Genomic DNA, 23,382 nt, shown 5'->3' on the forward strand with positions numbered 1-23,382 from the left:
AGAATAATCATTAGCAACGGATAACTTTTATCTTCAGGATCGAAAACAGTCCTTTTATTGTATGTCTGGTACCGCTTACAATATAACACATTGTGTAACCTTTTTCAATCCGCAACGCCATAAAATACGCACATTTTATTGACTTGTTCGGTCAAATGATTCCCAATGAAGACTGATTTTTGTTACAATAGGGTGATCGTAAAAAAAGGAGTACACCCATGAAAACAGATTTATTGCCTGCTCCTCTCCTGTGGGGAGATAAACGGTTCCATACTTGGAATTACGAAATGCGTGAGCAATTTCAAAATAAAGTGTTCAAAGTCATGCTGGATGCCGGTTTTACCTGTCCGAATCGCGATGGCTCCATCGCTAAAGGGGGTTGCACCTTTTGTAGCGCACGCGGATCGGGTGATTTTGCCGGGCGTCGTCGTGATGATCTGGTCACCCAGTTCAATACGATTCGGGATCGGCAGCATCTAAAATGGCCAAACGCCAAATATATTGGCTATTTTCAAGCCTATACTAATACGTATGCCCCGGTTGAGGAACTGCGAGAATACTTCGAGGTTATTCTGGAGCAGCCCGGTGTTGTCGGTCTGTCTATCGCTACACGTCCTGATTGCCTGCCTGACAATGTAGTGGATTACCTTGCCGAGCTAAACGAACGCACGTACCTATGGGTCGAAATGGGTCTGCAAACTGTCCATGAATCGACCTCAGAGCTGATTAACCGCGCTCACGATACTCAATGCTATCTGGATGCGGTGGAAAAGCTGCGCAAGCGGAATATCCGCGTGTGCGCCCACATCATTTATGGTCTGCCCCAAGAGACGCATGAAATGATGCTCGATACGGGACGGGCGGTAGCCGCTATGGATGTGCAGGGCATCAAAATCCACCTGCTGCATCTCATGCGCAAAACGCCCATGGTCAAGCAATATGAAGCGGGATTGCTACGCTTTCTAGAAAAGGACGAATACGTTAAGCTGATAGTTGATACGCTGGAGTTTTTACCTCCCGAAATGATCGTTCATCGGTTAACCGGGGATGCTCCACGCGATTTACTAATGGGACCCATGTGGTCGCTTAAAAAATGGGAAGTGCTTAATGCCATTGATCATGAACTGAAGTCACGTGAAACGTGGCAGGGAAAATACTGGAGGCAACCTTAAATGGGCTTCCTATCCGTCCTGAGCTACGCTCATCAATTGGTGGCTGCGCGGGTGCAGCCAGGCGATACTGCTATAGACGCCACTATCGGCACAGGAGCAGATACGTTGTTTCTGGCAAAAGCTGCTGGTAAACGGGGCCGTGTCTATGGCTTCGACATCCAACAAGAAGCACTGCATTGCGCCCGTCGTCGACTGGAAGAAAACGCTTCTCCTTCATTAGCAGAAGTATCGCTACTGCTACAAGGTCATGAGCAAATGCGGGAGGCCGTTCCGGACATGCTGCATGGCAAAGTCGCTGCGGTCATGTTTAACCTCGGCTACTTGCCTTCCGAAGGCGCCGATCCTACGGTCATCACCCATACAGACAGCACGCTCGTCGCACTTGATGCTGCCTTACAATTGCTGCGACCACGCGGCATTCTGACTGCCGTGTTATATCCAGGACACGCCGGAGGCAGTGAAGAAGCAGATGCCGTTCTTCAATGGGCTTCTGCTCTCCCGGTCTCCAGCGGTCAAAGCATTATTTATCGTCAATTACAACGAGCCGCTTCGCCTTACGTAGTGGCGGTTGAGAAGAAATAATGTCGGATTTTAAACTCAGGTTATGAGCGGCTTTTTGAGCCGCCTTACATATATTATTTTTTAAGCTCGTTTGGGTACTATTCATCCCAGTTATTGCCCCAGCGGCACGTTATTCATTTCCTTATTCTGTTAGGTCGCACTCATTACTCAATATGGAGGAGAGAAATTATGCTAAAGCCATACCCGCTGCAATTTCAACCTGAGTTCAAAGAGAGAGTTTGGGGAGGACGGGCCTTAGAGCAATTTGGTCTAACCCCACCAGAAGGACATATCGGGGAAGGATGGATGATTGCCGATCATCCAAACGGAACAACAACGGTTATCAATGGTGAGCTGGCAGGCAAAGGACTGGATGAAATCCGCGAGACCTACGGGCAGGATTGGCTCGGGGCCAAGGGTGTATCGGAAAAAGGCGGACGATTCCCACTTTTAATCAAACTACTGGATTGTAATGATGACTTATCCGTTCAGGTGCATCCGACAGATGATTACGCAGGACTTCCAGCCGGAGAATTAGGAAAAACTGAAATGTGGTACGTGCTTGATGCCAAGCCAGATGCCAAGATTATTTATGGTCTGACCGAAGGTGTAACCCGCGAGAGTCTGCGCACAGCTCTTGAAAGTGGGGATATCCTCGGCAGTTTGCGCCAGGTTCCAGTCGAAGCAGGCGATACGTTCTTCATCCCCGCCGGAACCGTACATGCACTGTGTGCAGGCGTTGTCGTTGCTGAAATCCAGCAAAATTCGGATACTACCTATCGCTTATATGACTACAATCGCCCCGGACTGGACGGCAAGCCTCGTGAGTTGCATATCGAGGATTCCCTCAATGTAACCTCCTACGAAGGTGCAGGCGCAACAACGATGAAAACGGACGGCTTACAGCCTGGAAAATGGCTCCAGTTGGCAGCCTGTGAGTATTTTGTTGTGGAAAAGGGTATCGTAGATGGAAGTTGGGCACTTTCTACAACGGAAGACAGCTTCACCATTCTCGTGATTTGTGAAGGCAGTGGGACCATAACATGGAACAATAATACCGAGTCTCTTTCCTGTAAAGCTGGAGATTGCTTCCTGTTGCCCGCTAACCTGAGCGATTACACGCTGAATGACGGAATGACCGTACTTAGATCTTATCTTCCTTAATGCTTAAAGGATGTGATGTCTAATTATGCGGGAATACACCTTCACCATCGCTGAAAATGACGGAACAGAGCTTTTTTCCTACCGCTGGCTGCCTGATCAGAATTTGCCCATTAAGGGGATTGTCCAAATTTCGCATGGTATGTGCGAGACGTCCTATCGCTACATCCGACTGGCCGAAAAACTTACTGCTTGCGGTTATGGCGTGTATGCCAACGATCATATCGGTCACGGGCGCACGGCTGGTGATCCTGATAAGCTGGGTATGCCGGGAGCTAATGCGTTTAATCGAATGGCAGACGGCATGCTGGAGCTAGGCGAAATTGCGGCTAAGGAATTCCCTGATCAGTCTCGTTTTTTGCTGGGTCACAGCATGGGGTCCTTTTTAACCCAGAAAATTATGTATGATGATCGGCAAACGTATCACGGGTTTATTTTATCGGGAACCAACGGACGACGTGGTCTCCTAAAACTCGGAGAGCAAGTTGCTCTACTGCAAGCCAAACTGCAAGGAATGGATCATCGCAGCATGCTGCTCAACGCTATGGTCTTTGGTGGCTTTAACCGTGCCTTCCGTCCGGTGCGTACGGCGTTCGACTGGCTGTCCCGTGATCCTGAGGAAGTAGATCAATTCGTGCACGACCCATTATGTGGAGCTATATGTACGACAGGCTTTTTTCTGGATTTTTTCAGGCTATTACAAGAAATCCACTGGCCTTCCTCGCTGAAACACATCAATCCCAAACTGCCAGTTTATATTTTTGCCGGGGATCGTGATCCAGTGGGTTTGTTCGGTAAAGGTGTGTTGTCACTAGTGGAAATGTATCGAAGCTTAGAGCTTCAGGACATCGAATACCGCCTCTATCCTGACGGTCGCCATGAGATGCTTCATGAAACAAACCGCGACGAGGTGATGAGTGACATCGTGGACTGGCTCGACCGTCATGTTAACACAGGGGCGGCCTCTGTTTCCGCATTGTCTGGAGACTCCGAGGCACCTGGACATTCAACCTCGCCCAAGTCATCAGCCTTGTGAGGAAATAAGAAAAGAAACCTTTAAAACCACGATTAAAGTGGGATTGAAGGTTTCTTTTTTATTGCCTTATATTCATTTGGATATAGTTTTAAAAATCACCATGCATTCCGTTCTCTCAGGGAAGTAATATGAGCTGTGTGATGCTTGCCATGCCAGGCATAGATGCCGATGTTTCGTTCCAGGCGGATCGTCTGGCCCGATTCAGGATGAATAAATGTTCGGTGTAGCTGATCCTCTCCCAACGATCGTAACACGGTCACCCACCGTTCATGCAGTCCTTCCAGCAATTGCAACGAAGGTTCCAGTGGAAGCTCCCTGGCGTCTGGTATTTCGGCCCAACGCCCCTCATCATATGGCTTGATCGTCGGCGTATCCTCCGTCAGTGCCAGCTTAAAACGGATATAGCTGTTCATATGGCTGTCTGCCACATGATGAACTACCTGCCGAATCGTCCAGCCCCCTTCGCGATAAGGCGTATTGAGCTGCTGCTCATTCAGTCCTTCGACCGCCTGACGCAGCTGTGCAGGCAATTCAGCAATGTCGTGAATCCATGCGATAAGCTGTTCTTCTGTAATGGTATCTGGAACAACGAATGATCCTATCGGATAGCGCAAGTCTTTGTCCAAAACGGTTCCCGCCCTTCTCTGCATTTACTGCCTGTAATGTCAGTTGCTTTATGTTATAACTATGCAGGAAAAAAAGCAGACTCGCAAGAGTCTGCTTTTGTCATACACGTAAAGGGGAGATACACTTGCCCGATTTATTTTATCCTTCGAGTAACAATGATTCCGGATCTTCCAGCAATTCTTTGACCGTTACCAGGAAACGAACCGCCTCGCTACCATCAATAATCCGGTGATCGTAGGACAACGCGATATACATCATCGGACGATTTTCCATGCGTTCCTCGTCGATGGCAATCGGGCGAAGTTGGATCTTATGCATGCCCAAAATACCCACTTGCGGCGTATTGAGAATTGGCGTAGACAGCAGGGAACCGAAAATACCTCCATTGGTTATAGTAAACGTTCCTCCTTGCAAGTCGGCCAGAGAAAGCGAATTGGAGCGTGCTTTGCCAGCCAAATCTGCAATACTTTTCTCGATCTCAGCAAAGCCAAGACGGTCGGCATCCCGCACAACTGGCACGACCAAACCTTCCTTGGCAGATACAGCGATCCCGATATCATAGTATTTTTTCAGTACGATATCATCGCCGTTAATTTCTGCATTCACGGTAGGGAAGCGCTTGAGTGCGCCAACCACTGCCTTTGTAAAGAAGGACATAAAGCCCAAACCTACATCATGTTTTTCCTTAAACTTATCTTTACGGCGTTTACGCACATCGAGAATGGCGGTCATATCCACTTCATTAAAAGTGGTGAGCATGGCAGCTGTTTGCTGTGCTTCAACAAGACGCTTAGCGATCGTCGCTCTGCGCCGAGACATCCGCTGGCGTTCCACAGGCTTGCTGTACTCCGTTTGTGTTGGAGACGGAGGCGCAGGCTTGCTAGTAGCGGGAGACGCAGGTACAGATGCTGCACGTGACACTTCAGAGCTGTTATGCGTTTTTACGTCCTCCTGGAAAACACGTCCGAGCGGGTCCTTTCCCTGTACCTGCTCAAGATCAATCCCGCGCTCACGCGCCAACTTCCGGGCGGATGGTGATGCCGTCTGGCCATTCCCGTCGCCATTCGATGAAATAGGCGGTGCAGACTTTTCTTCTGCTTTAACGCCGCCTCCTACGGAAGACGGTGAAGTCGCTACGGACGGTGCTTCAGGCGCTTGAGTCGCTGCAACTTCTCCAGCACCGGTTGATTCCGCACCACCACTGCCGCTTCCGATCAAGCCAACAGCTTCACCGATGACCACAGTATCTCCCTCCTGACGAAGGATTTTCTGGACCACACCTGCTTCTTCCGCACTAATTTCCAGATTGACCTTATCGGTTTCCAACTCCAGTAGAACATCTCCCTGTCCTACGGAATCCCCTTCCTTCACAAGCCATTTGGAGATTGTTCCTTCCGTGATGGATTCTCCCATTGCTGGCACTATAATATCGCTCACAGCCGCTACCTCCCAAGTGTAATATTGTTTTTGGAATCCTGCTTCAACGCCGATTGAATAATTCGCTGTTGTTCTAGGCTGTGTACTTGCTGATAACCGCTGGCTGGGCTTGAACGATCTGGTCTGCCTGCGTAACGAATTTCCGCTCCCTGTGGCACTACATTCCGCAGACGAGGTTCAATGTAACTCCAAGCCCCCATATTTTTAGGTTCTTCCTGAGCCCATACGAACTCCTTAACATGCGGGAAGCGGCCGAAAATATTCCGAATTTCCTCTTCCGGGAAAGGGTATAGCTGCTCCACACGAATAATATGCAGACGCTCTTCTGCCTCATTCTTATCCTTTTCCAATGCTTCTTCGAGATCGATGGCAATCTTGCCACTGCACAGTACAATACGCTCTACACGATCCGGACGTGCACCCAGACCAGGCTGTTCCAACACAGGACGGAACGCTCCTTCGCTGAATTCAGAAGCAGGCGAAGCGACACGATTATTACGAATCAGGCTCTTCGGCGACATCATCACAAGCGGGCGGGCTTCCTCACTTTCGCTTAATGCAGCCTGACGGCGTAGCAGATGGAAATACTGTGAGGCACTGCTCAAATTAGCGACAGTCCAGTTATTTTGTGCGGACAACTGGAGAAAACGCTCCAGACGTGCGCTTGTATGCTCTGGTCCTTGTCCTTCGCTACCATGCGGTAACAGCATCACTAGACTCGATTTCTGTCTCCATTTGGCACGGCCTGCGGAGATGAATTGGTCAAAAATAACCTGTGCACAGTTAGCAAAATCGCCGAATTGTGCTTCCCAAATCACTAACGTTTCAGGAGAATACACGTTATAGCCATATTCAAAGCCGAGGACAGATGCCTCAGACAATGGACTGTTATGAATACTGAATGAAGCACGTGCTTCCGGCAATGTATGCAACGGGCAATGTGTACGGCCTGTTTCAGGCTCATGCAGCACAAGGTTACGGTGAGCAAATGTAGCTCGCTCCGCATCCTGACCTGTCATACGAATAGGCTTGCCGTCTGCGAGAATGGTGGCCAAAGCCAGCGTCTCCGCCAAGCTCCAATCTACCTTTTCCCCTTCGTTCAGAGCGGTTTTTCTACGCTGTAAAATTCGATCCAGCTTCGGATATACATGAAAAGCCTGTGGCCATTTGAGTAAGTTTTCATTGATTTGGCGCAGCTTTTTCAATTCCACTGCAGTACGTACCATAGAATTCTGATTCTTTTTCGCCTTCACAGGACTCATTTCCGGCTCTTGTTCTGGTTGATTCTTCACATGCTCATGCGCTTCCTTCAGTCTGTTTTGGACCTTTTCAATGAGACCGGCACTAAACGCTTCATCCACTATACCCTGCTTCATCAGCTTTTGAGCATATAATTTGCTCACCGTCGGATGATTCTTCACCTTACGGTATACCAGCGGTTGTGTTGTTTCCGGGTCATCGGATTCATTGTGACCATAACGACGGTAACCAATCAGATCAATCAAAAAATCCTTCTTGAAACGATTGCGATATTCACCAGCCATACGTGCCGCTGCAATGCAGGCTTCAGGATTATCCGCGTTCACATGTACAATTGGAATTTCATAGCCTTTAGCCAAATCACTGGCATAACGGGTCGAACGTGAATCGACACTCTCTGTCGTAAAACCCAAACGATTATTCACAATAATATGGACCGTGCCGCCATTACGGAAGCCACGCAAATTTGTGAAATTAAGTGATTCTGCCACGATACCTTCACCTGGGAAAGCCGCATCACCATGCATAATAATTGTAGCTGCCTTGCTCACATCCAGCTTCGGATAACCAGCCTCACTGCGGTCTTCCTGTGCAGCTCGTGAAAATCCTTGTACTACCGGATTTACATATTCCAGGTGACTCGGGTTATTCGCCAATGTCAGACGGGCCTGCACTGCTCCCCCATCTTTTACAAAACGATCAGCACCCAGATGATATTTCACATCGCCAGTCCAGCCGTAGTTAATTCCTGTGGAACCTTCTGACGGGATCAAATCCTTATTCGGCGAATGATGAAATTCAGAGAAAATTTTACTGTAAGGCTTGCCCAGCACATGAGCCAGTACATTCAAACGGCCGCGATGCGCCATACCCATCAGGACATGACTTGCTCCTGCATTTGTCGTTAGACGAATAATCTCGTCGAGAACAGGGACAAGCACATCATTACCCTCGATGGAAAAACGTTTCTGTCCGACGAATGTTTTATGCAAAAACTCTTCGAACTGTTCTACTTCTACCAATCTGCCTAGCAACGACTTGCGTTCCTGTGTTGTAAGTGGCTTGGAGGACCAGCCAGATTCTGCATAGCTGTTCAGCCAGCGGCGTTCCTCCTCGTTGTGAATATGACTAAATTCATAGGCGATCGGTCCTGTGTATGCTACACGTAACCGTTGAATGGCTTCCCATCCGTTAAGTGTTCCCGCAGGAGCGTTATCCCATATTAAAGAGGCTGGAAAAGCCTTCAAGTCTTGTTCAGTTAAACCGTAAGATGCTGGATTAAGCAGGCGTGTATCCTGCTCTGCATCCAGTTCCAGCGGATCAATCTGGGCGGCTAAATGTCCGTACTCACGGATATTCCACACCATTTTCCCCGCTGTAACCGCTTTCTGTAATGTGTTCGAATCAAGGTGCCCCAAAGCACTTGTGGGGGGGCCTTGCAATTTGTTGTCTATCATGGAAGCAGCCGAATATTCGGATTGTGGCGGCTCACCCCATTGATCAAACAGCTCGCGGTAAGCCGGATCAACCGTTCCGGGGTCCGCTACATACTTTTCATACTGGTCCTGCACATAACCTAGATTAGGTCCATAATACGCCTGCCAAGGTACCTGTCTGCTACTCTCTTCCATTGTCATCTCGTTCCCTCCGTCAAATTTTGAAATTCATAGCTGGACGGAAATCATTTTCATTTTTTTATTAAGTCTTCAATTTAAGTTGTTCACAATATGATCACATTATATGAAATCCTTCATCAAAAGTCGAATTTCACAATTCTTATTCCTCTTCCATTGTATAAAGTTTTCTAGCTATGAGCATTTCCTTTTTCTCAACATATCCATGCGTAAATGAGATGAATCGGGCTATTCTGTAATTCTCCCTCCCATTATAGACAATTACCGTATGGATTATTTCAGATAACATATCGGACAATTAAAACAAGCCATTCCACAAAAAGAAGAAGAGCTTTGACTGGTATAAAAAAGTAATCGCCACAAATGGCGAGGATTTCGCTTAATTAACATTGGAGACTGACACCCATTTGTAAGTCAGGAATCAAACACCTGGCAACTTAAATAACCAGCCGTCGGGTATCAACCGTCGGCTGGTTACTTAAGTTTATATTGCTCCTCATACTACGCCAAACCATTTTGAAAACAACTTCCCAGTCCACCCCACTATGATTATCGTTAACAGCAGAATTTAAAAGGCAGAGGGTCTGATACGATGCAAATCCAAACTTAAAGTGACATTAAAGTCACTTTTCTGTACAATATTCCTACTTTTCACTATTATTTTAATTAGGCATCTAAAAACCGCTTTGAAAGCGAAAGGGATGGAACTGTGACTGGATTAAAACAAGTACTCAGAAACAAGAATTATGTCAGGTTTTTTCTGGCAACCTTCGCCTCACAAATGGGAGGAATTATCGGGGTTACTGCATTCATGTTTTATTTGTTGAAACGGTTTACAAATCAGCCATACTATGCAACGCTTGCCGAGTTAATGTATTCGCTCCCGATGCTGGTAGTGTTTCTCGTGGTAGGAGTGCTGGCAGATCGGATGGACAGACAAAAAATTGCTGTTAATTGTGACTGGATCAGCGCTTTTTTATCCTTATGTTTGCTTATTTTTATTTGGGTCGATTCGATTCCTTTGATATTTGCCCTCCTCTTCATTCGTAGTGCTGCCTCCAAATTCTTCTTCCCAGCCGAAAGTGCCATTATACAGGGGATATTAAGCGAAGATGATTACACCATTGCCGCAGGCCTCAATCAAATGATGGGGAGTCTTTTCATGTTATTTGGAGGAACTCTGGGGGCCGTCGTCTACTGGCACTTTGGAATTACTGGAGCCATCCTAATTGATGCTATTTCTTTTATTGTGTCTGCACTGCTTATTCGTTCCTGCAAAATTCCAAAGGAAGTACGCCTTCCGAACGGGGCACATCAATTCAAACAATTAAAATTCAAACTTGTCATGATCGATTTTAAACAAGGGTTTCTTTACATATTACGCAACAGACTATTGCTTTGGTTGGTTTCAGGCTTTTTTATGTTCGGTATTTTAAATGGTGGTTTTAGCGTTTTACCGATGTTTATTCTTAAATATAAGCTAGCTCCAGGCAACTATGAGCAGTATATGGTTTGGACAGGTATTATTTTTGGAGCTGGTGTGTTGCTTGGTACCCTAATCGCTTCTCTCATCTCCGCCAAGCTAAAGCTACACCAAATGATTGCAGCGGGAGTTCTGGTAGCCGGAATAGGTATGTGCATACTTGGATTTGTTAACCACATCTACGCTTTTCTGATTATCAACTTTGTCATTGCACTGATACTTCCGTTCATTAACATTGGCATAGGAGGATGGCTTCCTCGTATTGTAGATCCTCAAATGATGGGACGTGTGCAAGGTTTGATTAATCCGTTAATGATGCTGTCCCAATCTCTCACATTAGGTTTCATTGCTATAAGCTTTCCTTCATTTATTTCAATTGAGCTCTTGTTTTTATTAGTTGGGGTCTGTACCGTTATTGTAGGAATATACTACACTATTGTGCTTCCCCGTTATGCTGATTACAGCACTTCTTCCAAGACCCTTCAGGAATCTTTATAGTCAAATTAAAAAAGTCAAACAGCAGACCATTCCGCCAGCGATTGTTGAGTTGCCACTTCCGCCTCCAAATCCAGTGCAGAGGTGGCTTCATCATATCTCCCCTCAAATGCTCCACAAGTACATACGTTGGTTGCATACGACTAGCTCGTCACAACCCAGTAGATACATAGACCGATAGGGTATGTAATATTCAAAAAAAACGCCCGGCAGACGCATTAGCTGCATCAGCAGGACATTTTGATAAAATCGGAGTAGCGGGATTCGAACCCACGACCTCACCCACCCCAAGGGTGCGCGCTACCTAGCTGCGCTATACCCCGATAACCAAGTGTATGTAGATCGATGCTGTTATTTACCATTATATTCTGGTCATAAAATCCTGTAAAGGGATTATTTTCTCATCCTTCCGTTGCATTTTTAAGTTGTTTTCATTATGGTAGATACAAAAGTTAAGAGGTCAAAAACAGAGATCATAGGAGCTAACCATGCAAAGCAAAAAAGTGCTTATACCCGCTGCATTACTTCTTTTAATACAGTTAAGTGTTCCTATCTGCTATACCTTTGCACAGGATAACCTTGTCATAGATCATGAAACGAAAGAGAGAATCAAAGAACAATATGGCTTGGATGAACCGGAATTTCCTTCATCAAAGCAGCAGCAAAACATATTATTGGGAGGTGATTTTGGATTTACTTCCTCTGGTGATGCTGTTGTGGTGGAATTGACCATATTGATTCGGTATCCGCTCATTTTTATCAGTCAACAACTGGTACATTCACTGAAATCATAATTTTTTTCTACAAGTTCCATGATATAGAGCATAAGAATCATTTATTTCGTAGCAAGTTGTCTGCCACTTGGGGTCACTTCATCCTTCTTATTGAAAAGGTTTAATTCAATGGGGCCCCTACCATGTAGCCACAGCAGTTCATCGAATAAAAATGTCAGTCCATCCTTAGCGCGTAAGCGTTCGATGATCTCCGTGACAACTTGCATAACTTCCCCTTGTACACCCTCTGCCAACTGCAAGCCTCCGCTCTCTCCATCCAGGTAAAGATGCGTATGATATGATTGCTCCACCTTCTTCACATGGCGCAAACACAGTATGTCATTTTCGAGGTAAAAGAAATATTGATGGTCATACAGAATCCCCTCGCATATCTCATACATATGAGGTAAATCATATGGCCCCTGAACCATGGATACCCGTTCCAATCCCATTACCCATTCTGTCATACATCCTCGCTCCATTCCTTTGTTCATTTATCACAGCTTAGTTCGATGAAATATTAACCTGTATTACAATTTATCCATTTTAAAAACTGCTCAAAATTATTATATAACGTTGTTATATGAATTTTATAAGGAAACTTCTATACGATTTTTAAGCCTCCTCACGCATTAATTGTTTTAGGATTATCAAAATAGTGACTGTTGCTAAATTTAAAGCATTTTGATACTATGAAGGCATCAACTTAGTTTACTTATAATCTTGTTAACTAGATTACTTGATTACAAATATACACTTATGTTTCATATATGTCAACTAGTTTACTTGATTACTTTTTGGAGGAATTGTTGTGATTAGATTTTCTCTTGATAAAATTATGAAGGACCGTGGACTCGAACAGAAAGATATTGTTTCTATTACGGGAATTAATAGGAATACGGTTAAAGCTTTGGCCTCCAACGCAAACGCCCGAATTGACTTTCCAACCTTGAACACACTTTGTAGAACCCTTGGCGTACTCCCTGGTGAACTGATCGAATACTTGCCAGAAGACGACGAAGAGAGCCGTTAACATGCTTACGGCCCTCTGTTTTTTATACAATATTCAAATTTTTTACCGATCTTCCGCTCAATTAGATTCGCTCATCGTTAAACCATTCCTATTAGCGATTTCAAATAAACTCTTCCCATGTATGATAAATATCAAATAATGCATTAAGGTTACGTTGTCCCTTTAATACTGCAAACATTTTATTCGTTACGATCATGATCACATCCATATCTTTTTGCCTAGTCAAACCAGTGATAACAGGGCGATTAACGCTAACATACGACTTAGGTTTAAAAACAACTCCCCAGTCCAACCCACTGTGATTACTTTTTACAACCTCTCCTAGATAAATGGCAATATCCAGTGTAAAAGCTTGGGATTTTGTGGCGAGTTTATTCTCATATATATAGCTCTTCAACCATTCTTCAGTCTCTGAATGCTCCTCTTCTAATTCTGAAGCACTTTTACTTTGAATCTGCACATTCCTTAGATACCATTCCCAAATATCTATTAGCGAACGATCACTATAATCCAGATGTATCTGTGAAAATGCGCCAAGTTGCTCTAAACGTGAAGGTATTTGTCGTTTAAACCAATTAAAATGTTCTTTTGCTTCGTTTTTACTCATTTCAAAGTATTCTTTCATGACAAAAGGTGGTTGCATTAATTTATATTCCATTTTAAAAATTCCCTTCTTGCTTTGCTATCTTAATTCGAAGAAAAATTCACGGTAACACCACCTGATACTAAGATCGTTAGAAGATCCGTAAAATATTGCTGTGGTGAAAATCTATAACATCTCTCTTCTTAATCCCATTCTTCCTCGAATCTTTCCAAGAAATAATGTACGTTTTTCCAATGGATCGTGAACGGTCCTACTGTCCCCAAACCTCCACAGAGACAGTCCGATATACTGTCCAAGCTAAATCCATAGTACCCTCCGGGCCCATTAATCGCTTCACCAAGTGCTATGAAAATGTTGTAAAATCAGATATGTATTCGCCGTCCAAGGTGTAGACTTCTCCTCGTTTATCCAGTCTAGCAAAATGATTAGATGAAGATCACTGTTTCTTCATCATTTAAAATAGCAATGTACAAGTTGTATATAGATTGTTTTAACTTCGTTATGTTTTCTATGAATTCTTCGTTAAATACAAATTGCTCAAAAATGACCTTTTCATATGTTTCGACAATGATATCACCCGCTAAACCAACCACATCTCTACAATAACCAACTGTGAGCCCACTTTCATCGTCAATGACAGCAAATCTCGGCCTCATTTTATATCATACCTCCTCACAATATTTCAAGGAATCTAGCATTTTAAGGCATCACTTTTAGCTTCTTGGGTAGAATTAATCAATTATTTTGAAGCCGATAAGGATTGAGATCCTCTACACTTTTTATCTTTTTTAGATCTTCTGCAGGTATTGCAAAATAAATTTTTTCCTTTTCGGACTTAAACGTTAACGAAGCATCATACTTCTTTTCAACAATCCACTGCTTTATTTCCAACATCTCTTGCAGATAGTGAGTGGCCGAAAAGTTACCTTTAATACAAATTGAAGCTTCTGAGGAGAGTTTTTGACTAACCATAGAATAGCTTGGAACCTCGTCATGGTAGGTTAAAGCATCCTGCCCCATACTAGATACATTTACGATGACTTCTGCATCTGATCCTGTAACTTGCTTTACTTTTTGGGTCACTGCCGTCTTTAGCTCATCCCTCCACACAGAAGAGGCATAGTTATCCATCATTTGCCTATAATAGTCTTCTTCCACCAAAAAAGAAATCCCTGAGTCAGAGATCACATTTGCTATAAATTTATCATTCTTAAAATCATAATCTATTGAATCAATTTTCCAGTTCATAGTGTACGTTTTATGTAGGTAGTCAGTAACATTGCTCCGAAATTGGACTCTTTCTATCGGACTTCCTGTTGTAATGGATACAACTATATATGCAATTACAATGATGATCACGAATAAAACAGTTTTTTTTACCACTCCAACCAAACCTCTCTAATAAAAGATTCATGTAAAAAGCTCTAAAGATTCCAGCAAGAAGTCACGCTTATATTTGTTTTTATAATCGGCTAGCTTTCTTCTTATCTTTTGTCTACACATGTCCTTTTGCGCCTTAGTAATTTTATCTTGTACGGTACTTATCAGTTGATAAGATTGTCTACTCGCTTCAAAGGTATCATCCAGTAAATCTACCAGCGCCACAACATGAGTAGATACGTCAAAAAATTCTAAAGCATATAACAGTGTTCCTCTATTCCCCTTGGTCTTTGGATTTCTTAACAAGTCGATAAGAGGCAACACCGCTTCACGGTCTCCTAGATCAGCTAACGTAATGGCGATTACATTTCTTAGCAATACACTATCTGTCGTTGCCAAATATCTCAATAATATTGGAGTGAATGTATGGTCCAGCTTTTCACCTATCTCCTCTATAATCCTTACCGCTTCCTTTAAATCTCCACTTTCTATGACTTCTTCTAATCGCATTTTGTTCATAGTTTACCAACCCACCTTATTACAATATATAGCAACTATCCAGCCTTAATGCAATTCAATAATTTACATATGATAACAATCCGATGTCTCTTTTGTATATAGCGAACATTGTTGAGACCCTAAATAAATATCCACTCATTGATTTAAAGTAAACAAAATGTTATATTGTCTATAAAATAATCATCATTTAATTGAGGTGTTTACTAAAATGGATCATTCCGAACTGTTCTGGAATGCTGGAATCGAAGAACTGAAGCGAGGATATATTCGCCAAGAAGAGCAGGTAATTTGCCTGCTGGACGGACAGCGATTTGAGCAAGGCATCATATACCAGGATCAAGGGGTATTTTATGACGCGGAGAGGTACATGCGACTTCATATTGAGCGGACGTACGGATCGGTGTTTGACTATTTGATCGGTCTGGACAAAAAGCTGACTGGACTGACGGATCATCAGAATCGGTTGCTTCAGTTATTTTATCAAGGCATGGGCGATGCGGATATTCAAAAGGAAACCGGAATCGGTAGCGCATCCACCATACGTAATCATCGCTTTGGTCTCAAAGAAAAAGAACGACAGGCCAAGGTTTTTCTCACATTAATGGAGCTGTTAAAGGAGAAAGATCGGCACGCTCCTGCCATTGTAGAAGTACCAGTACAAGCACGGATGGTGGACGAACGCTACAACATTACGGAAAACGAGCGGCAAAAGGTACTCACGAAGTATTTTCCGAATGGGACAGACGGACGCCTAAAGACCTTTAAAATGCAAGAAAAGCACAAGCTGATTGTGCTGCGTGAAATTGCGGGCCGTTTTGTAAATGGACAAATATATCATGAGAAAGATATCAATGCGATTTTACAGGAAGTATATGACGATTATGTCACGGTGCGAAGATATATGATTGAATACAATCTATTGGATCGTAAGCCGGATGGCAGTGAATATTGGTTGAAGGAATCTTGAAGCTCAACGTTTATACAATAGGAGGATTCGACAATGAATCGAAGAAAAGAATTGGTGCAGCAGTACATGGAGATGAAGACAGAGGCAGGAATCTATTGCATTCGAAATACACGTAATGGGAAAATTTTCGTCTCTTCCACGCCGAATTTAAAGTCGCTGAATGGACGGCGTTTTGAGCTGAACATGGGTGGATTTAGGAATAAACAACTGCAACAGGAATGGAATGAGTATGGCGAAGATTCGTTTGAATTTGAAGTGCTGGACGTTTTGAAGAAAAAGGACTCAACGTTCTTTGATGTCAAAGATGCACTGACAAAGCTGGAGCAGACCTGGCTTGATCGACTCCAGCCATACGGAGACAAGGGATATTTGTAAACTTACCGATCCACGGAAAACTCCTTCCGAAGGTAGCCAAAAATAACAGCGTCGACAAATTGACCTTTTTCATAAAAATAGTCTCTTAGGTGACCTTCTTTAGTAAAGCCACTTTTGAGCAGTAGCCGTCTGGAGCCTTCGTTATCTGGATCAATGAAGGCTTCTATACGGTGAACCTGCGGCAATTGAAAGCCATAATTCACGACCACCTTCATCGCTTCTGTCATCAGACCTTGCCGCCAATATTCCGGTGCCAGCTCATACCCAATTTCAATACGGGAGTGCTCCTTGTGCCAGTTATGGAATCCAATTGTACCCACGATCCGCTTAGGAGCTTCTTTTAACGTAATCCCCCAACGAAAGCCCTCTTGCTTCTCATATCTGGTTAGCATCGAACGAATAAATTTTTCGGCTTGCTCTACCTCTGTAAAGCTTTCCAAGTCATAATATTGTGTGACCTCATCCTTGGAAAAATAGCCGAACACATCCGCCGCATCCCCTACTGTAAGCTGTCTTAAACGAAGCCTATCGGTTTCTAAAATCGGAAACGTTTCCATTGACATTATCCATCTCCTCCTTTACATCGAAGAACCTATCTTATCAGCCACCAGCCAATCCCAACCATCACTCCATTTATGAAGAATAATACAATACATGCTCTCCACTTGTGGATTCCACTTGTTTGAAAAAAACCTGTGACTTTACTACGACACATGAACAACGTAAACAACAAATTCCAAATAATACGCATACCATATTTTACGTAGTATAGAGCAGGGTTTAGCTGTACACCGCCCAACGTTGGAGGGACATCCGGAATAAACAGAATTGCACACGTATAACGCATGGTCTCATATGTAAAATAAAATACTGCCAGCCACCAAGCCCACTTCTTACCAAATAACATACCGACACCGGCAGTCGTCCCTGCCAAACCGAGTAACGCGATAAATCCTTGAAACATGCCCCTACAAATGCCTACTAACGTAGAAGCCTCATTTAATGCATTAAGCGTCAATAGCTGGGTCACCAACAGAAGTGCCCCATTAAAGATCAATAAAATGGCTGAAATGCTTACACCTAAAGGTCGTTCGAAAACCACGTTCGTTACATAATCTTCTACTTCTTTTTTCGTATACAGATCTGACACTTCTTCTACTCTCCTAACCCAAATTATATACTTCCATTTTCGGGCGGGTATAATAACAGTATGTTCTCGCCTCATTCCCATATATCGGCTTTTAGGAAAATATGATTTAATCTTTCCTGAAAATTCCGTTATCCGTAAGCTAATTATTATTATTCTGTGCAGCCATACAGCTAATAATCATCCTCTAATGGTGTCTAATTAGCTTCATGAGAATCTTTATCATTAACAGAATCCCAAATAGAGTAATATCTATCCTTATACTACCATTCCAAGAATGAATCTGACAAATGAATGGACTACTACTCGCGCTTATGAATGTACACGCGTTATTTTCGTGGCCCGGTAACCTTCAGATGACTGGATATACTCTACTTGATAATCCATTCGGGCATCCAAAAGCTCTTCCATAAACGGAAGGCACGGACTGTAAATAAAACTCCCTCCTGGCCGAATGGCTCTAAGCAATTCCATATATTTGCGAGCGTACTCATGAATATTACCATCTGCCTTCAGATGATGATGTATAAAATGATTGGAGAATGCCATATGTGAAATGATCGTCCCCCATGCACTTTCTCCAAAGGTGGTCTCTAACCAATCTCCTCGAGTGACACAACCTTCTGTTTCAGCCAACCGATCTGTTCCGTAAGCCTCAATTCCACAGGCACGTAAATAAGTAATTAACCGTGCCTCAGATCCGCAACCAACATCTAGAACAGGCTCTTGCAAACGAGCAATGTCCAATCCTAGTAGATTGGCTTGCAACTCCGGCGTATATTCCTCACAAGGTATCCAAAAGGTATACTCACACTCTGCATACTTAGCAAACATTTCACATCCGTTGGTACGAGTTAAAAAATCTCTCAAATGCCCGTAATGCTGCTGAAGCAGCAAGTCCAGGATTGCTCTATCTATAGATTTCTTCTGAAACAGCTTTTCAATCCGAGTGAAGAGTCGATCATACAGCTCCGTAAGCTCCCTCGCATGATCTGTGTGAAAATGTAGATACTGATTGGTATTTACAAACTGGGACAGTATTTTAGCCGCTACATCCGTCACAAAAGCGTTATACGTATGCTGGCGCTTCAAGCTTTCAAGCATGAGGACCAGCTCCGAGCTTCTCTGCGTCAGCCAGTACGTCATTTCTGTTGAAGGTCCTAACAGAACAGAACCCTCGCGCATATAAAATAAACTCCGATGCTGATTGTACAGGAGTTGACCGTTAATAAGATTATGAAGTTGGGCGACTGTCATTCTCGCTTCCTCCTTAAGATCCAGAACATTAAAGCCCTACCCAAGCCTAAGTAATGCTATCTTTGGGTAGGGCCAGCTTATTTTCTAAGTATACCATGACTATGGAAATAATGTTTTATTGCGAATCTTCCGCCTGTACATAAGAGGATAAAGGAATATTCAGCTTACGTATTCCCTGAGCTACCAGCCGAGCTATTTGCTCCGCACCGTATTCCTGAAAATGTGTATCATCCTTCACTCCATCAGGAAATGCAGGATACACCCCTGGCTCCACATGTAAAAATAACGGGAGTGTTCCTTCGAGGCCAAGTGTATCATAGTACGCTACACTCAAGCGGCTAAGATCGACCAGTGCAACATTTGTCTCCGATGCTGTTTCCTTCATGGCCTGCACATATTCCGGGAAACTAATCCGAAACGAGGCACTTGCCGCATCATAATCCCGGCGGGCAACAGGAGTAATTAGCACAGGTGTTGCACCACGTTGGATGGCTCCTTGGATGTAGGTTTTTAAGTAAACTTTGTAATCCGCGGGTGAAACATAACGCTCTTGGTTGTTGATCGCGGCATCATTATGTCCAAACTGAATGAGCAGATAATCTCCTGGACGGATATTGCGTAAAATATCATCTAACCGCCCTTGTACCAGAAAGGTTTTCGTGCTTCGTCCACCAATAGAACGGTTCACAAAAATAGGCTCATCTGTGAAGAACGGAGCAATCATTTGCCCCCAGCCCGCTTGAGGCTTCATCGCGGATTTATAGGTTTGAACCGTAGAATCTCCCGCAAGATATACCGAAGGGCGTTCTCCAGCCGTTCGAGCATCCTTTGGAGTAATAACCAAAGCGTTAATCTTCGCTTCATTACCTGAGAAATACAATTCGAGCTGACCGTCGATGAGTGCAAGTTCAAATCCAGCCTCGACAAATTGTCCTGCTGTTTTGGTAGTAGGTTCTACCTTGACAATGGACTCGGCTTTAACCGTAATGTCTGTGTTTCCGGCAGTATCTCCGGCAATAAGGGAAAGCGTGTAATCCGCAGGTGGTAAATTGACAACAAATGATGATCCTTGAACACGAACAAAATCTGAGCGTATAGCATCACTTCCACCACGATCCTCTTCATCCACCTTGGAAAGATCGGTAAATCCATAGCCTCGCTCAGGCGTGTAAACATCCTTGGCAGTGACTTGGGTGTAGCCGTCAGCTACGTTCCCAGGGCCAAAGTCGAATCGAAGAGGCGCAGCAAGCTGTCTTTCGGCCAGTGCCTGCCCTGGGATAAGTATAGTTGCAAACAACAAGCTGAACCCTGCGCATAATCCAATCATCTTACCGAACAACCTGTGCCGCTTTCCCTTTTGTTTCAAGCGCAACCCTCGCTTTTCAGGTTATTTGAGTGGTTTGTCATTGTCTCTACGTGTATTGCTCCCCGCCAGCTTTTGACAGCCTTGATCCAGCGCCCAGGATACCACAATGCCAACCGTGTACCTGATCAGATCCGCAGTCAGAAACCCTTTCCCAAGCACCAAGCCGCCCAGCGTCGTTGCCCGAATGTGGTTAATCCAGGGAGCCTGGTACATCTGGCTGAACTCAATGGCGAAGCAAAACAGCAAGCTGCCCCACAGGGCTACAGACAATTGACGATTCACCCACAACATTCTCAGCCCAAAATAAATCATGCACGCCCACAAAGCATCCCCAAAGTGATTAGCAACGAATTCAGGCAACTGGGAGGAGAAAACCCGGCTTCCCAAACCCAACAAAATCGTGACCAGCATAGCAATTAGGTACGCAGCGCGGGCCTTCCAGCGGAATTTCGCCTTTATTTCCCGATTGGCCTTCCTGATGATGCTCTTACGAACGCTCCTCATGCTAAATCACCTGTCCTAATGCTGGGACATCTTCGCCAAGCTGCTGGAAATTCGTAAAGCATCCTCTTTTGGTTAGCGCTTGCAAGATTGCTGAACCTTTTGCTGATGACATATTGTATGCACACTAACTTGTCTGTATTTTTCATAATATAATTAATCATAATGAGCCTCCGTAATATCGTACAAACGTATCAGCAACTTCCAAACTGTTCATGTGAGGATACTAAAATTCAATACCACGCACCTTGGCAAAAACCATTTGGTGTGCCATGCTTCCCTCTTCATCATACTCGACGTTTCTTAAAATCCCCTCCAGTGTAAAACCTGCACGTTCCGCTACCTTGGCGCTGCGCGTGTTTCTGGAATCACAACGAATCTCCACCCGATTGGCATTCAAATGCTGTATGGCAAAATTCGTAATACCGTGCACGGCCTCTGTGATAATGCCTTTTCCGGTCCATGATGTTCTGAGCCAATACCCAATTTCAAATCTTCGTGCATCCCAATCAATACGATGCAGACCGCTGCTGGCTACAAATTCTCCCGAAATCGTATCAAATATATACAACATCATATCAGACCGATCCAGAAATTTAAGTCTGGCTTGGCGCGAACGGATTTCAGATTCCTCTGCCGTAGGAAGATTTCTTGCAAACGGAAGCCAAGGCCGCAGTTCATTCGCACTCTCTCGTAGTGCCTCATTGACTGCCGCCCCATCCCCCCATTGCGGAGCGCGTATGGTCAATCGTTCCGTCTGGAATTGGTCAGGGAACGATAAGAGAATGGGATTCGGTTGCTGCTCCATACTCATGACGCACCCTCCTCCTTATTCGTTGAATAACTGCGACGATCCAGCCAACCTGTGATTTCACGCAAACTCCCAATCTGATAGTCCGGTACAATGCCCGTTTCCTGCCACGTCATAAAGCCTTCCAGCCAGATGGTATGCAATCCTGCACTTTGTGCACCACGAATATCATTTGTCGGGTGATCGCCTACATAGCAGGCATGGCCGGGATCGACAATGCCCAGCTCATTCAGAGCCAACTCGAAAATTCGAGGATTAGGCTTCTGGATGTTGACGCCGCCCGATACGATAATAGAATCCACATAATCCCTCAGCATAACTCGGTCGATTTTCGCTTGCTGCGTACGGAGTGAGCCGTTGGTAATAATACCAAGCTTCAAGCCACGCGACCGCAGTTCGGACAGCACTTCCTTGGCCCCGTCCATCAACACCGTAAACTTATGAAATTCACCATACCAAAAGCCCAACATCTCTTGTACTGACGTATCGGGATTTTTCAGTTCCAAGTCTGCATGCAGCTCGGTATACAGTTCCCTCTTATCCCGATATCCGTCCTGATCCGCCAAACGTATCTGTTCAACGACAGCCGCGCGGATCGCAGGTTCTTCTGCCACAATAAATCGTTCTATAAAGCGCTCTGTATATGCCGCAAACGCCTGTTTGCGATGAATAAGAGTATTATCCAGATCAAAAATAATCGCTTCTATGGACATAAATAGCTCCCTTCCTTCATCCTCTTGCACCAATTAGGTTGAAACAAATTGAATAATTCCTATTAGAAATAAAAGAAAAAAAATAGACAAGAAAATGATGATCATGTACTTCAAGATTCTCTTGGAGGTCGACTTTTGTTCCAGTTTGGTCTCGATCTGGGTCAACCTTTCTTTGATTTCTTCCAAATCCTGTTCCATCTTCACATCATGCTCCCCTTCCTTCGTTTCGACTTATTCATCTTCCTGACACTCACTCACAAAAGTTGCTCCAAAAACGCACCTTTTTTACGGCATTAAAATCAATTTGTTCATAAGGCTTCTCCCCAAACTCCAGCTTGAAATACTCCTGCAAACATTCCCCATACACGATAATATCCGTTTGATACACTGAAAATACCGGATTTCCTTCTTCAGATGGCTGCTCTGGGATATATCGATGTCCGTTGATCGGGATTAGCTTGGGCACACGTAAAATCTCACGTTTACATATATCAACGGCTTCCGCCGAATCTGTCGGTTTTTCGCCCCATTCGGGAGGCCAGAATATATGTTGCTTCACATCAAAAATCATACCTTCCAGCGGCCAATTCAACCTTTGCCGAATTACACCCATCCGCTGTGGTGACGTATCTCTCCAGGGGATAAAGCTTTTACCAATGGGAAGAACACTCATCAGAAGCTCCCTCAAATCGGGCGGGAAGTGAATATCATACCTGCCTTCGACATCGGTAACCTCTTGCATGGATAAGCCTGGAGCTAAGGTCACATCGTGTTTACGTAATAAATCTATGATATAAGCAATATCCATCTCTTATCGACTCCTCAGCAGCTAGCTAGTTGACCGGATTGGTCAAGAGGCCTACCAGGCTTGTAACTTCAACTTCACCAACACGGCGCGGGCCTTCCATAAAATATCCCCTCGTTCCTGCGTATGCTGTCTGCTATTTTCATAGGGGTTCCACATTTCATATCATCCCTTTAGGTCTTTTCCAAAAATATGTACTTCATTCTAGTGTAATTCAATAGGAAAAGAAATCCAAGACTTATCCGCAATTCATTGCTGAATAAGC

At 44.3% G+C, this 23,382-nt stretch carries 27 protein-coding genes and 1 tRNA gene; 9 read left to right on the plus strand and 19 right to left on the minus strand.

Going from position 1 to position 23,382, the window contains the following annotated elements; all coding sequences use genetic code 11:
• Positions 1-218: 218 nt before the first annotated feature.
• The 4 genes from mnmL to NLX73_RS13750 all read left to right on the plus strand — a co-directional run bounded on the left by mnmL (position 219) and on the right by NLX73_RS13750 (position 3,930).
• Positions 219-1,172 carry a tRNA modification radical SAM protein MnmL/YtqA gene (mnmL, locus tag NLX73_RS13735; RefSeq protein ID WP_254326436.1) on the plus strand — a complete coding sequence of 318 codons (954 nt, stop codon included), beginning with the start codon at positions 219-221 and terminating at the stop codon, positions 1,170-1,172.
• Complete coding sequence (gene mnmM, locus NLX73_RS13740; RefSeq protein ID WP_254326437.1) at positions 1,173-1,754, plus strand: tRNA 5-(aminomethyl)-2-thiouridylate-methyltransferase MnmM; 582 nt, start codon at positions 1,173-1,175, stop codon at positions 1,752-1,754.
• Positions 1,755-1,922: 168 nt separating this feature from the next.
• A complete protein-coding gene (locus tag NLX73_RS13745) occupies positions 1,923-2,897 on the plus strand; it encodes a type I phosphomannose isomerase catalytic subunit (RefSeq protein WP_250267862.1) in 975 nt (324 codons plus the stop codon).
• A gap of 25 nt (positions 2,898-2,922) precedes the next feature.
• Positions 2,923-3,930, plus strand: coding sequence for an alpha/beta fold hydrolase (locus NLX73_RS13750; RefSeq protein WP_254326438.1), 1,008 nt, complete (start codon positions 2,923-2,925; stop codon positions 3,928-3,930).
• A 95-nt stretch (positions 3,931-4,025) separates the two neighbouring features.
• Here the strand turns inward: NLX73_RS13750 and NLX73_RS13755 are convergent, their stop codons facing one another.
• The 3 genes from NLX73_RS13755 to NLX73_RS13765 all read right to left on the minus strand — a co-directional run bounded on the left by NLX73_RS13755 (position 4,026) and on the right by NLX73_RS13765 (position 8,891).
• Complete coding sequence (locus NLX73_RS13755) at positions 4,026-4,556, minus strand: YfiT family bacillithiol transferase (RefSeq protein WP_165176181.1); 531 nt, start codon at positions 4,554-4,556, stop codon at positions 4,026-4,028.
• 139 nt (positions 4,557-4,695) lie between these two features.
• Complete coding sequence (gene odhB / locus NLX73_RS13760) at positions 4,696-5,994, minus strand: 2-oxoglutarate dehydrogenase complex dihydrolipoyllysine-residue succinyltransferase (protein WP_254326440.1); 1,299 nt, start codon at positions 5,992-5,994, stop codon at positions 4,696-4,698.
• A 5-nt stretch (positions 5,995-5,999) separates the two neighbouring features.
• Positions 6,000-8,891, minus strand: a complete 2,892-nt coding sequence (locus NLX73_RS13765) for a 2-oxoglutarate dehydrogenase E1 component (protein WP_250261977.1) — start codon at positions 8,889-8,891, stop codon at positions 6,000-6,002.
• A gap of 706 nt (positions 8,892-9,597) precedes the next feature.
• On the opposite strand from NLX73_RS13765, the gene NLX73_RS13770 reads away from it, so the two are divergent.
• Entirely contained in the window at positions 9,598-10,869 is a 1,272-nt protein-coding gene (locus NLX73_RS13770; protein ID WP_254326441.1) for an MFS transporter, read from the plus strand.
• A gap of 246 nt (positions 10,870-11,115) precedes the next feature.
• On the opposite strand, the gene NLX73_RS13775 is transcribed toward NLX73_RS13770, so the two are convergent.
• Positions 11,116-11,189, minus strand: a tRNA-Pro gene (locus NLX73_RS13775).
• A gap of 165 nt (positions 11,190-11,354) precedes the next feature.
• Here NLX73_RS13775 and NLX73_RS13780 point away from each other — a divergent pair.
• Positions 11,355-11,660, plus strand: coding sequence for a hypothetical protein (locus NLX73_RS13780; protein ID WP_250261979.1), 306 nt, complete (start codon positions 11,355-11,357; stop codon positions 11,658-11,660).
• A 41-nt stretch (positions 11,661-11,701) separates the two neighbouring features.
• Here NLX73_RS13780 and NLX73_RS13785 read toward each other — a convergent pair whose 3' ends face one another.
• Complete coding sequence (locus tag NLX73_RS13785) at positions 11,702-12,106, minus strand: hypothetical protein (RefSeq protein WP_076294957.1); 405 nt, start codon at positions 12,104-12,106, stop codon at positions 11,702-11,704.
• A gap of 344 nt (positions 12,107-12,450) precedes the next feature.
• Between NLX73_RS13785 and NLX73_RS13790 the strand changes: the two genes are divergently transcribed.
• On the plus strand, positions 12,451-12,672 hold the full coding sequence (locus NLX73_RS13790) for a helix-turn-helix domain-containing protein (RefSeq protein WP_010349271.1): 222 nt from the start codon (positions 12,451-12,453) through the stop codon (positions 12,670-12,672).
• Positions 12,673-12,772: 100 nt separating this feature from the next.
• Here the strand turns inward: NLX73_RS13790 and NLX73_RS13795 are convergent, their stop codons facing one another.
• From NLX73_RS13795 to NLX73_RS13815, 5 genes are all read right to left on the minus strand, one after another.
• Complete coding sequence (locus NLX73_RS13795; protein WP_250261981.1) at positions 12,773-13,330, minus strand: hypothetical protein; 558 nt, start codon at positions 13,328-13,330, stop codon at positions 12,773-12,775.
• A gap of 128 nt (positions 13,331-13,458) precedes the next feature.
• On the minus strand, positions 13,459-13,629 hold the full coding sequence (locus tag NLX73_RS25225) for a barstar family protein (RefSeq protein WP_483311705.1): 171 nt from the start codon (positions 13,627-13,629) through the stop codon (positions 13,459-13,461).
• 72 nt (positions 13,630-13,701) lie between these two features.
• A complete protein-coding gene (locus NLX73_RS13805; RefSeq protein WP_250261983.1) occupies positions 13,702-13,932 on the minus strand; it encodes a hypothetical protein in 231 nt (76 codons plus the stop codon).
• Between the two features lie 79 nt (positions 13,933-14,011).
• A complete protein-coding gene (locus NLX73_RS13810) occupies positions 14,012-14,659 on the minus strand; it encodes a YfjL-like protein (RefSeq protein ID WP_254326442.1) in 648 nt (215 codons plus the stop codon).
• Between the two features lie 27 nt (positions 14,660-14,686).
• Positions 14,687-15,175, minus strand: coding sequence for a HEAT repeat domain-containing protein (locus NLX73_RS13815; protein WP_254326443.1), 489 nt, complete (start codon positions 15,173-15,175; stop codon positions 14,687-14,689).
• 208 nt (positions 15,176-15,383) lie between these two features.
• Between NLX73_RS13815 and NLX73_RS13820 the strand changes: the two genes are divergently transcribed.
• Both NLX73_RS13820 and NLX73_RS13825 read left to right on the plus strand, forming a co-directional pair.
• A complete protein-coding gene (locus NLX73_RS13820; protein WP_254326444.1) occupies positions 15,384-16,142 on the plus strand; it encodes a DUF2087 domain-containing protein in 759 nt (252 codons plus the stop codon).
• Between the two features lie 33 nt (positions 16,143-16,175).
• The gene (locus NLX73_RS13825) at positions 16,176-16,517 is read left to right on the plus strand and encodes a GIY-YIG nuclease family protein (protein WP_254326445.1); all 342 of its coding nucleotides are present in this window, start codon (positions 16,176-16,178) and stop codon (positions 16,515-16,517) included.
• A 2-nt stretch (positions 16,518-16,519) separates the two neighbouring features.
• On the opposite strand, the gene NLX73_RS13830 is transcribed toward NLX73_RS13825, so the two are convergent.
• From NLX73_RS13830 to NLX73_RS13870, 9 genes are all read right to left on the minus strand, one after another.
• Positions 16,520-17,080, minus strand: coding sequence for a GNAT family N-acetyltransferase (locus NLX73_RS13830; RefSeq protein WP_250261987.1), 561 nt, complete (start codon positions 17,078-17,080; stop codon positions 16,520-16,522).
• 29 nt (positions 17,081-17,109) lie between these two features.
• Positions 17,110-17,667 (minus strand): hypothetical protein, encoded by a 558-nt coding sequence (locus NLX73_RS13835; RefSeq protein ID WP_250261988.1) that lies wholly within the window; start codon positions 17,665-17,667, stop codon positions 17,110-17,112.
• Between the two features lie 309 nt (positions 17,668-17,976).
• Positions 17,977-18,921, minus strand: coding sequence for a class I SAM-dependent methyltransferase (locus tag NLX73_RS13840; protein WP_254326446.1), 945 nt, complete (start codon positions 18,919-18,921; stop codon positions 17,977-17,979).
• A gap of 115 nt (positions 18,922-19,036) precedes the next feature.
• Positions 19,037-20,248 carry a rhamnogalacturonan acetylesterase gene (locus tag NLX73_RS13845; RefSeq protein WP_254326650.1) on the minus strand — a complete coding sequence of 404 codons (1,212 nt, stop codon included), beginning with the start codon at positions 20,246-20,248 and terminating at the stop codon, positions 19,037-19,039.
• Positions 20,249-20,308: 60 nt separating this feature from the next.
• Positions 20,309-20,791, minus strand: coding sequence for a ribosomal maturation YjgA family protein (locus tag NLX73_RS13850; protein ID WP_254326447.1), 483 nt, complete (start codon positions 20,789-20,791; stop codon positions 20,309-20,311).
• A gap of 223 nt (positions 20,792-21,014) precedes the next feature.
• Positions 21,015-21,602, minus strand: a complete 588-nt coding sequence (locus tag NLX73_RS13855; RefSeq protein WP_254326448.1) for a GNAT family N-acetyltransferase — start codon at positions 21,600-21,602, stop codon at positions 21,015-21,017.
• The gene (locus tag NLX73_RS13860) at positions 21,599-22,312 is read right to left on the minus strand and encodes an HAD family hydrolase (RefSeq protein WP_069291454.1); all 714 of its coding nucleotides are present in this window, start codon (positions 22,310-22,312) and stop codon (positions 21,599-21,601) included. The genes NLX73_RS13855 and NLX73_RS13860 overlap by 4 nt, the downstream gene beginning before the upstream one ends.
• A gap of 33 nt (positions 22,313-22,345) precedes the next feature.
• The gene (locus NLX73_RS13865; protein ID WP_172828305.1) at positions 22,346-22,516 is read right to left on the minus strand and encodes a hypothetical protein; all 171 of its coding nucleotides are present in this window, start codon (positions 22,514-22,516) and stop codon (positions 22,346-22,348) included.
• Between the two features lie 46 nt (positions 22,517-22,562).
• Positions 22,563-23,120: an SMI1/KNR4 family protein gene (locus NLX73_RS13870; RefSeq protein WP_254326449.1), complete on the minus strand. Its 558-nt coding sequence runs from the start codon at positions 23,118-23,120 to the stop codon at positions 22,563-22,565.
• Positions 23,121-23,382 lie beyond the last annotated feature (262 nt).

The organism is Paenibacillus sp. CH40 (genome assembly GCF_024213605.1).
Lineage (GTDB): Bacteria > Bacillota > Bacilli > Paenibacillales > Paenibacillaceae > Paenibacillus > Paenibacillus polymyxa_B.

Excerpts from the sequence above, each read along its gene's own strand:
- mnmL (WP_254326436.1), top strand. The coding sequence starts at position 219 with ATGAAAACAGATTTATTGCCTGCTCCTCTCCTGTGGGGAGATAAACGG.
- mnmM (WP_254326437.1), top strand. The coding sequence starts at position 1,173 with ATGGGCTTCCTATCCGTCCTGAGCTACGCTCATCAATTGGTGGCTGCG.
- NLX73_RS13745 (WP_250267862.1), top strand. The coding sequence starts at position 1,923 with ATGCTAAAGCCATACCCGCTGCAATTTCAACCTGAGTTCAAAGAGAGA.
- NLX73_RS13750 (WP_254326438.1), top strand. The coding sequence starts at position 2,923 with ATGCGGGAATACACCTTCACCATCGCTGAAAATGACGGAACAGAGCTT.
- NLX73_RS13765 (WP_250261977.1), bottom strand. The coding sequence starts at position 8,891 with ATGACAATGGAAGAGAGTAGCAGACAGGTACCTTGGCAGGCGTATTAT.
- NLX73_RS13780 (WP_250261979.1), top strand. The coding sequence starts at position 11,355 with ATGCAAAGCAAAAAAGTGCTTATACCCGCTGCATTACTTCTTTTAATA.
- NLX73_RS13785 (WP_076294957.1), bottom strand. The coding sequence starts at position 12,106 with ATGACAGAATGGGTAATGGGATTGGAACGGGTATCCATGGTTCAGGGG.
- NLX73_RS13795 (WP_250261981.1), bottom strand. The coding sequence starts at position 13,330 with ATGGAATATAAATTAATGCAACCACCTTTTGTCATGAAAGAATACTTT.
- NLX73_RS13805 (WP_250261983.1), bottom strand. The coding sequence starts at position 13,932 with ATGAGGCCGAGATTTGCTGTCATTGACGATGAAAGTGGGCTCACAGTT.
- NLX73_RS13815 (WP_254326443.1), bottom strand. The coding sequence starts at position 15,175 with ATGAACAAAATGCGATTAGAAGAAGTCATAGAAAGTGGAGATTTAAAG.
- NLX73_RS13820 (WP_254326444.1), top strand. The coding sequence starts at position 15,384 with ATGGATCATTCCGAACTGTTCTGGAATGCTGGAATCGAAGAACTGAAG.
- NLX73_RS13825 (WP_254326445.1), top strand. The coding sequence starts at position 16,176 with ATGAATCGAAGAAAAGAATTGGTGCAGCAGTACATGGAGATGAAGACA.
- NLX73_RS13830 (WP_250261987.1), bottom strand. The coding sequence starts at position 17,080 with ATGTCAATGGAAACGTTTCCGATTTTAGAAACCGATAGGCTTCGTTTA.
- NLX73_RS13840 (WP_254326446.1), bottom strand. The coding sequence starts at position 18,921 with ATGACAGTCGCCCAACTTCATAATCTTATTAACGGTCAACTCCTGTAC.
- NLX73_RS13845 (WP_254326650.1), bottom strand. The coding sequence starts at position 20,248 with ATGATTGGATTATGCGCAGGGTTCAGCTTGTTGTTTGCAACTATACTT.
- NLX73_RS13850 (WP_254326447.1), bottom strand. The coding sequence starts at position 20,791 with ATGAGGAGCGTTCGTAAGAGCATCATCAGGAAGGCCAATCGGGAAATA.
- NLX73_RS13855 (WP_254326448.1), bottom strand. The coding sequence starts at position 21,602 with ATGAGTATGGAGCAGCAACCGAATCCCATTCTCTTATCGTTCCCTGAC.
- NLX73_RS13860 (WP_069291454.1), bottom strand. The coding sequence starts at position 22,312 with ATGTCCATAGAAGCGATTATTTTTGATCTGGATAATACTCTTATTCAT.
- NLX73_RS13870 (WP_254326449.1), bottom strand. The coding sequence starts at position 23,120 with ATGGATATTGCTTATATCATAGATTTATTACGTAAACACGATGTGACC.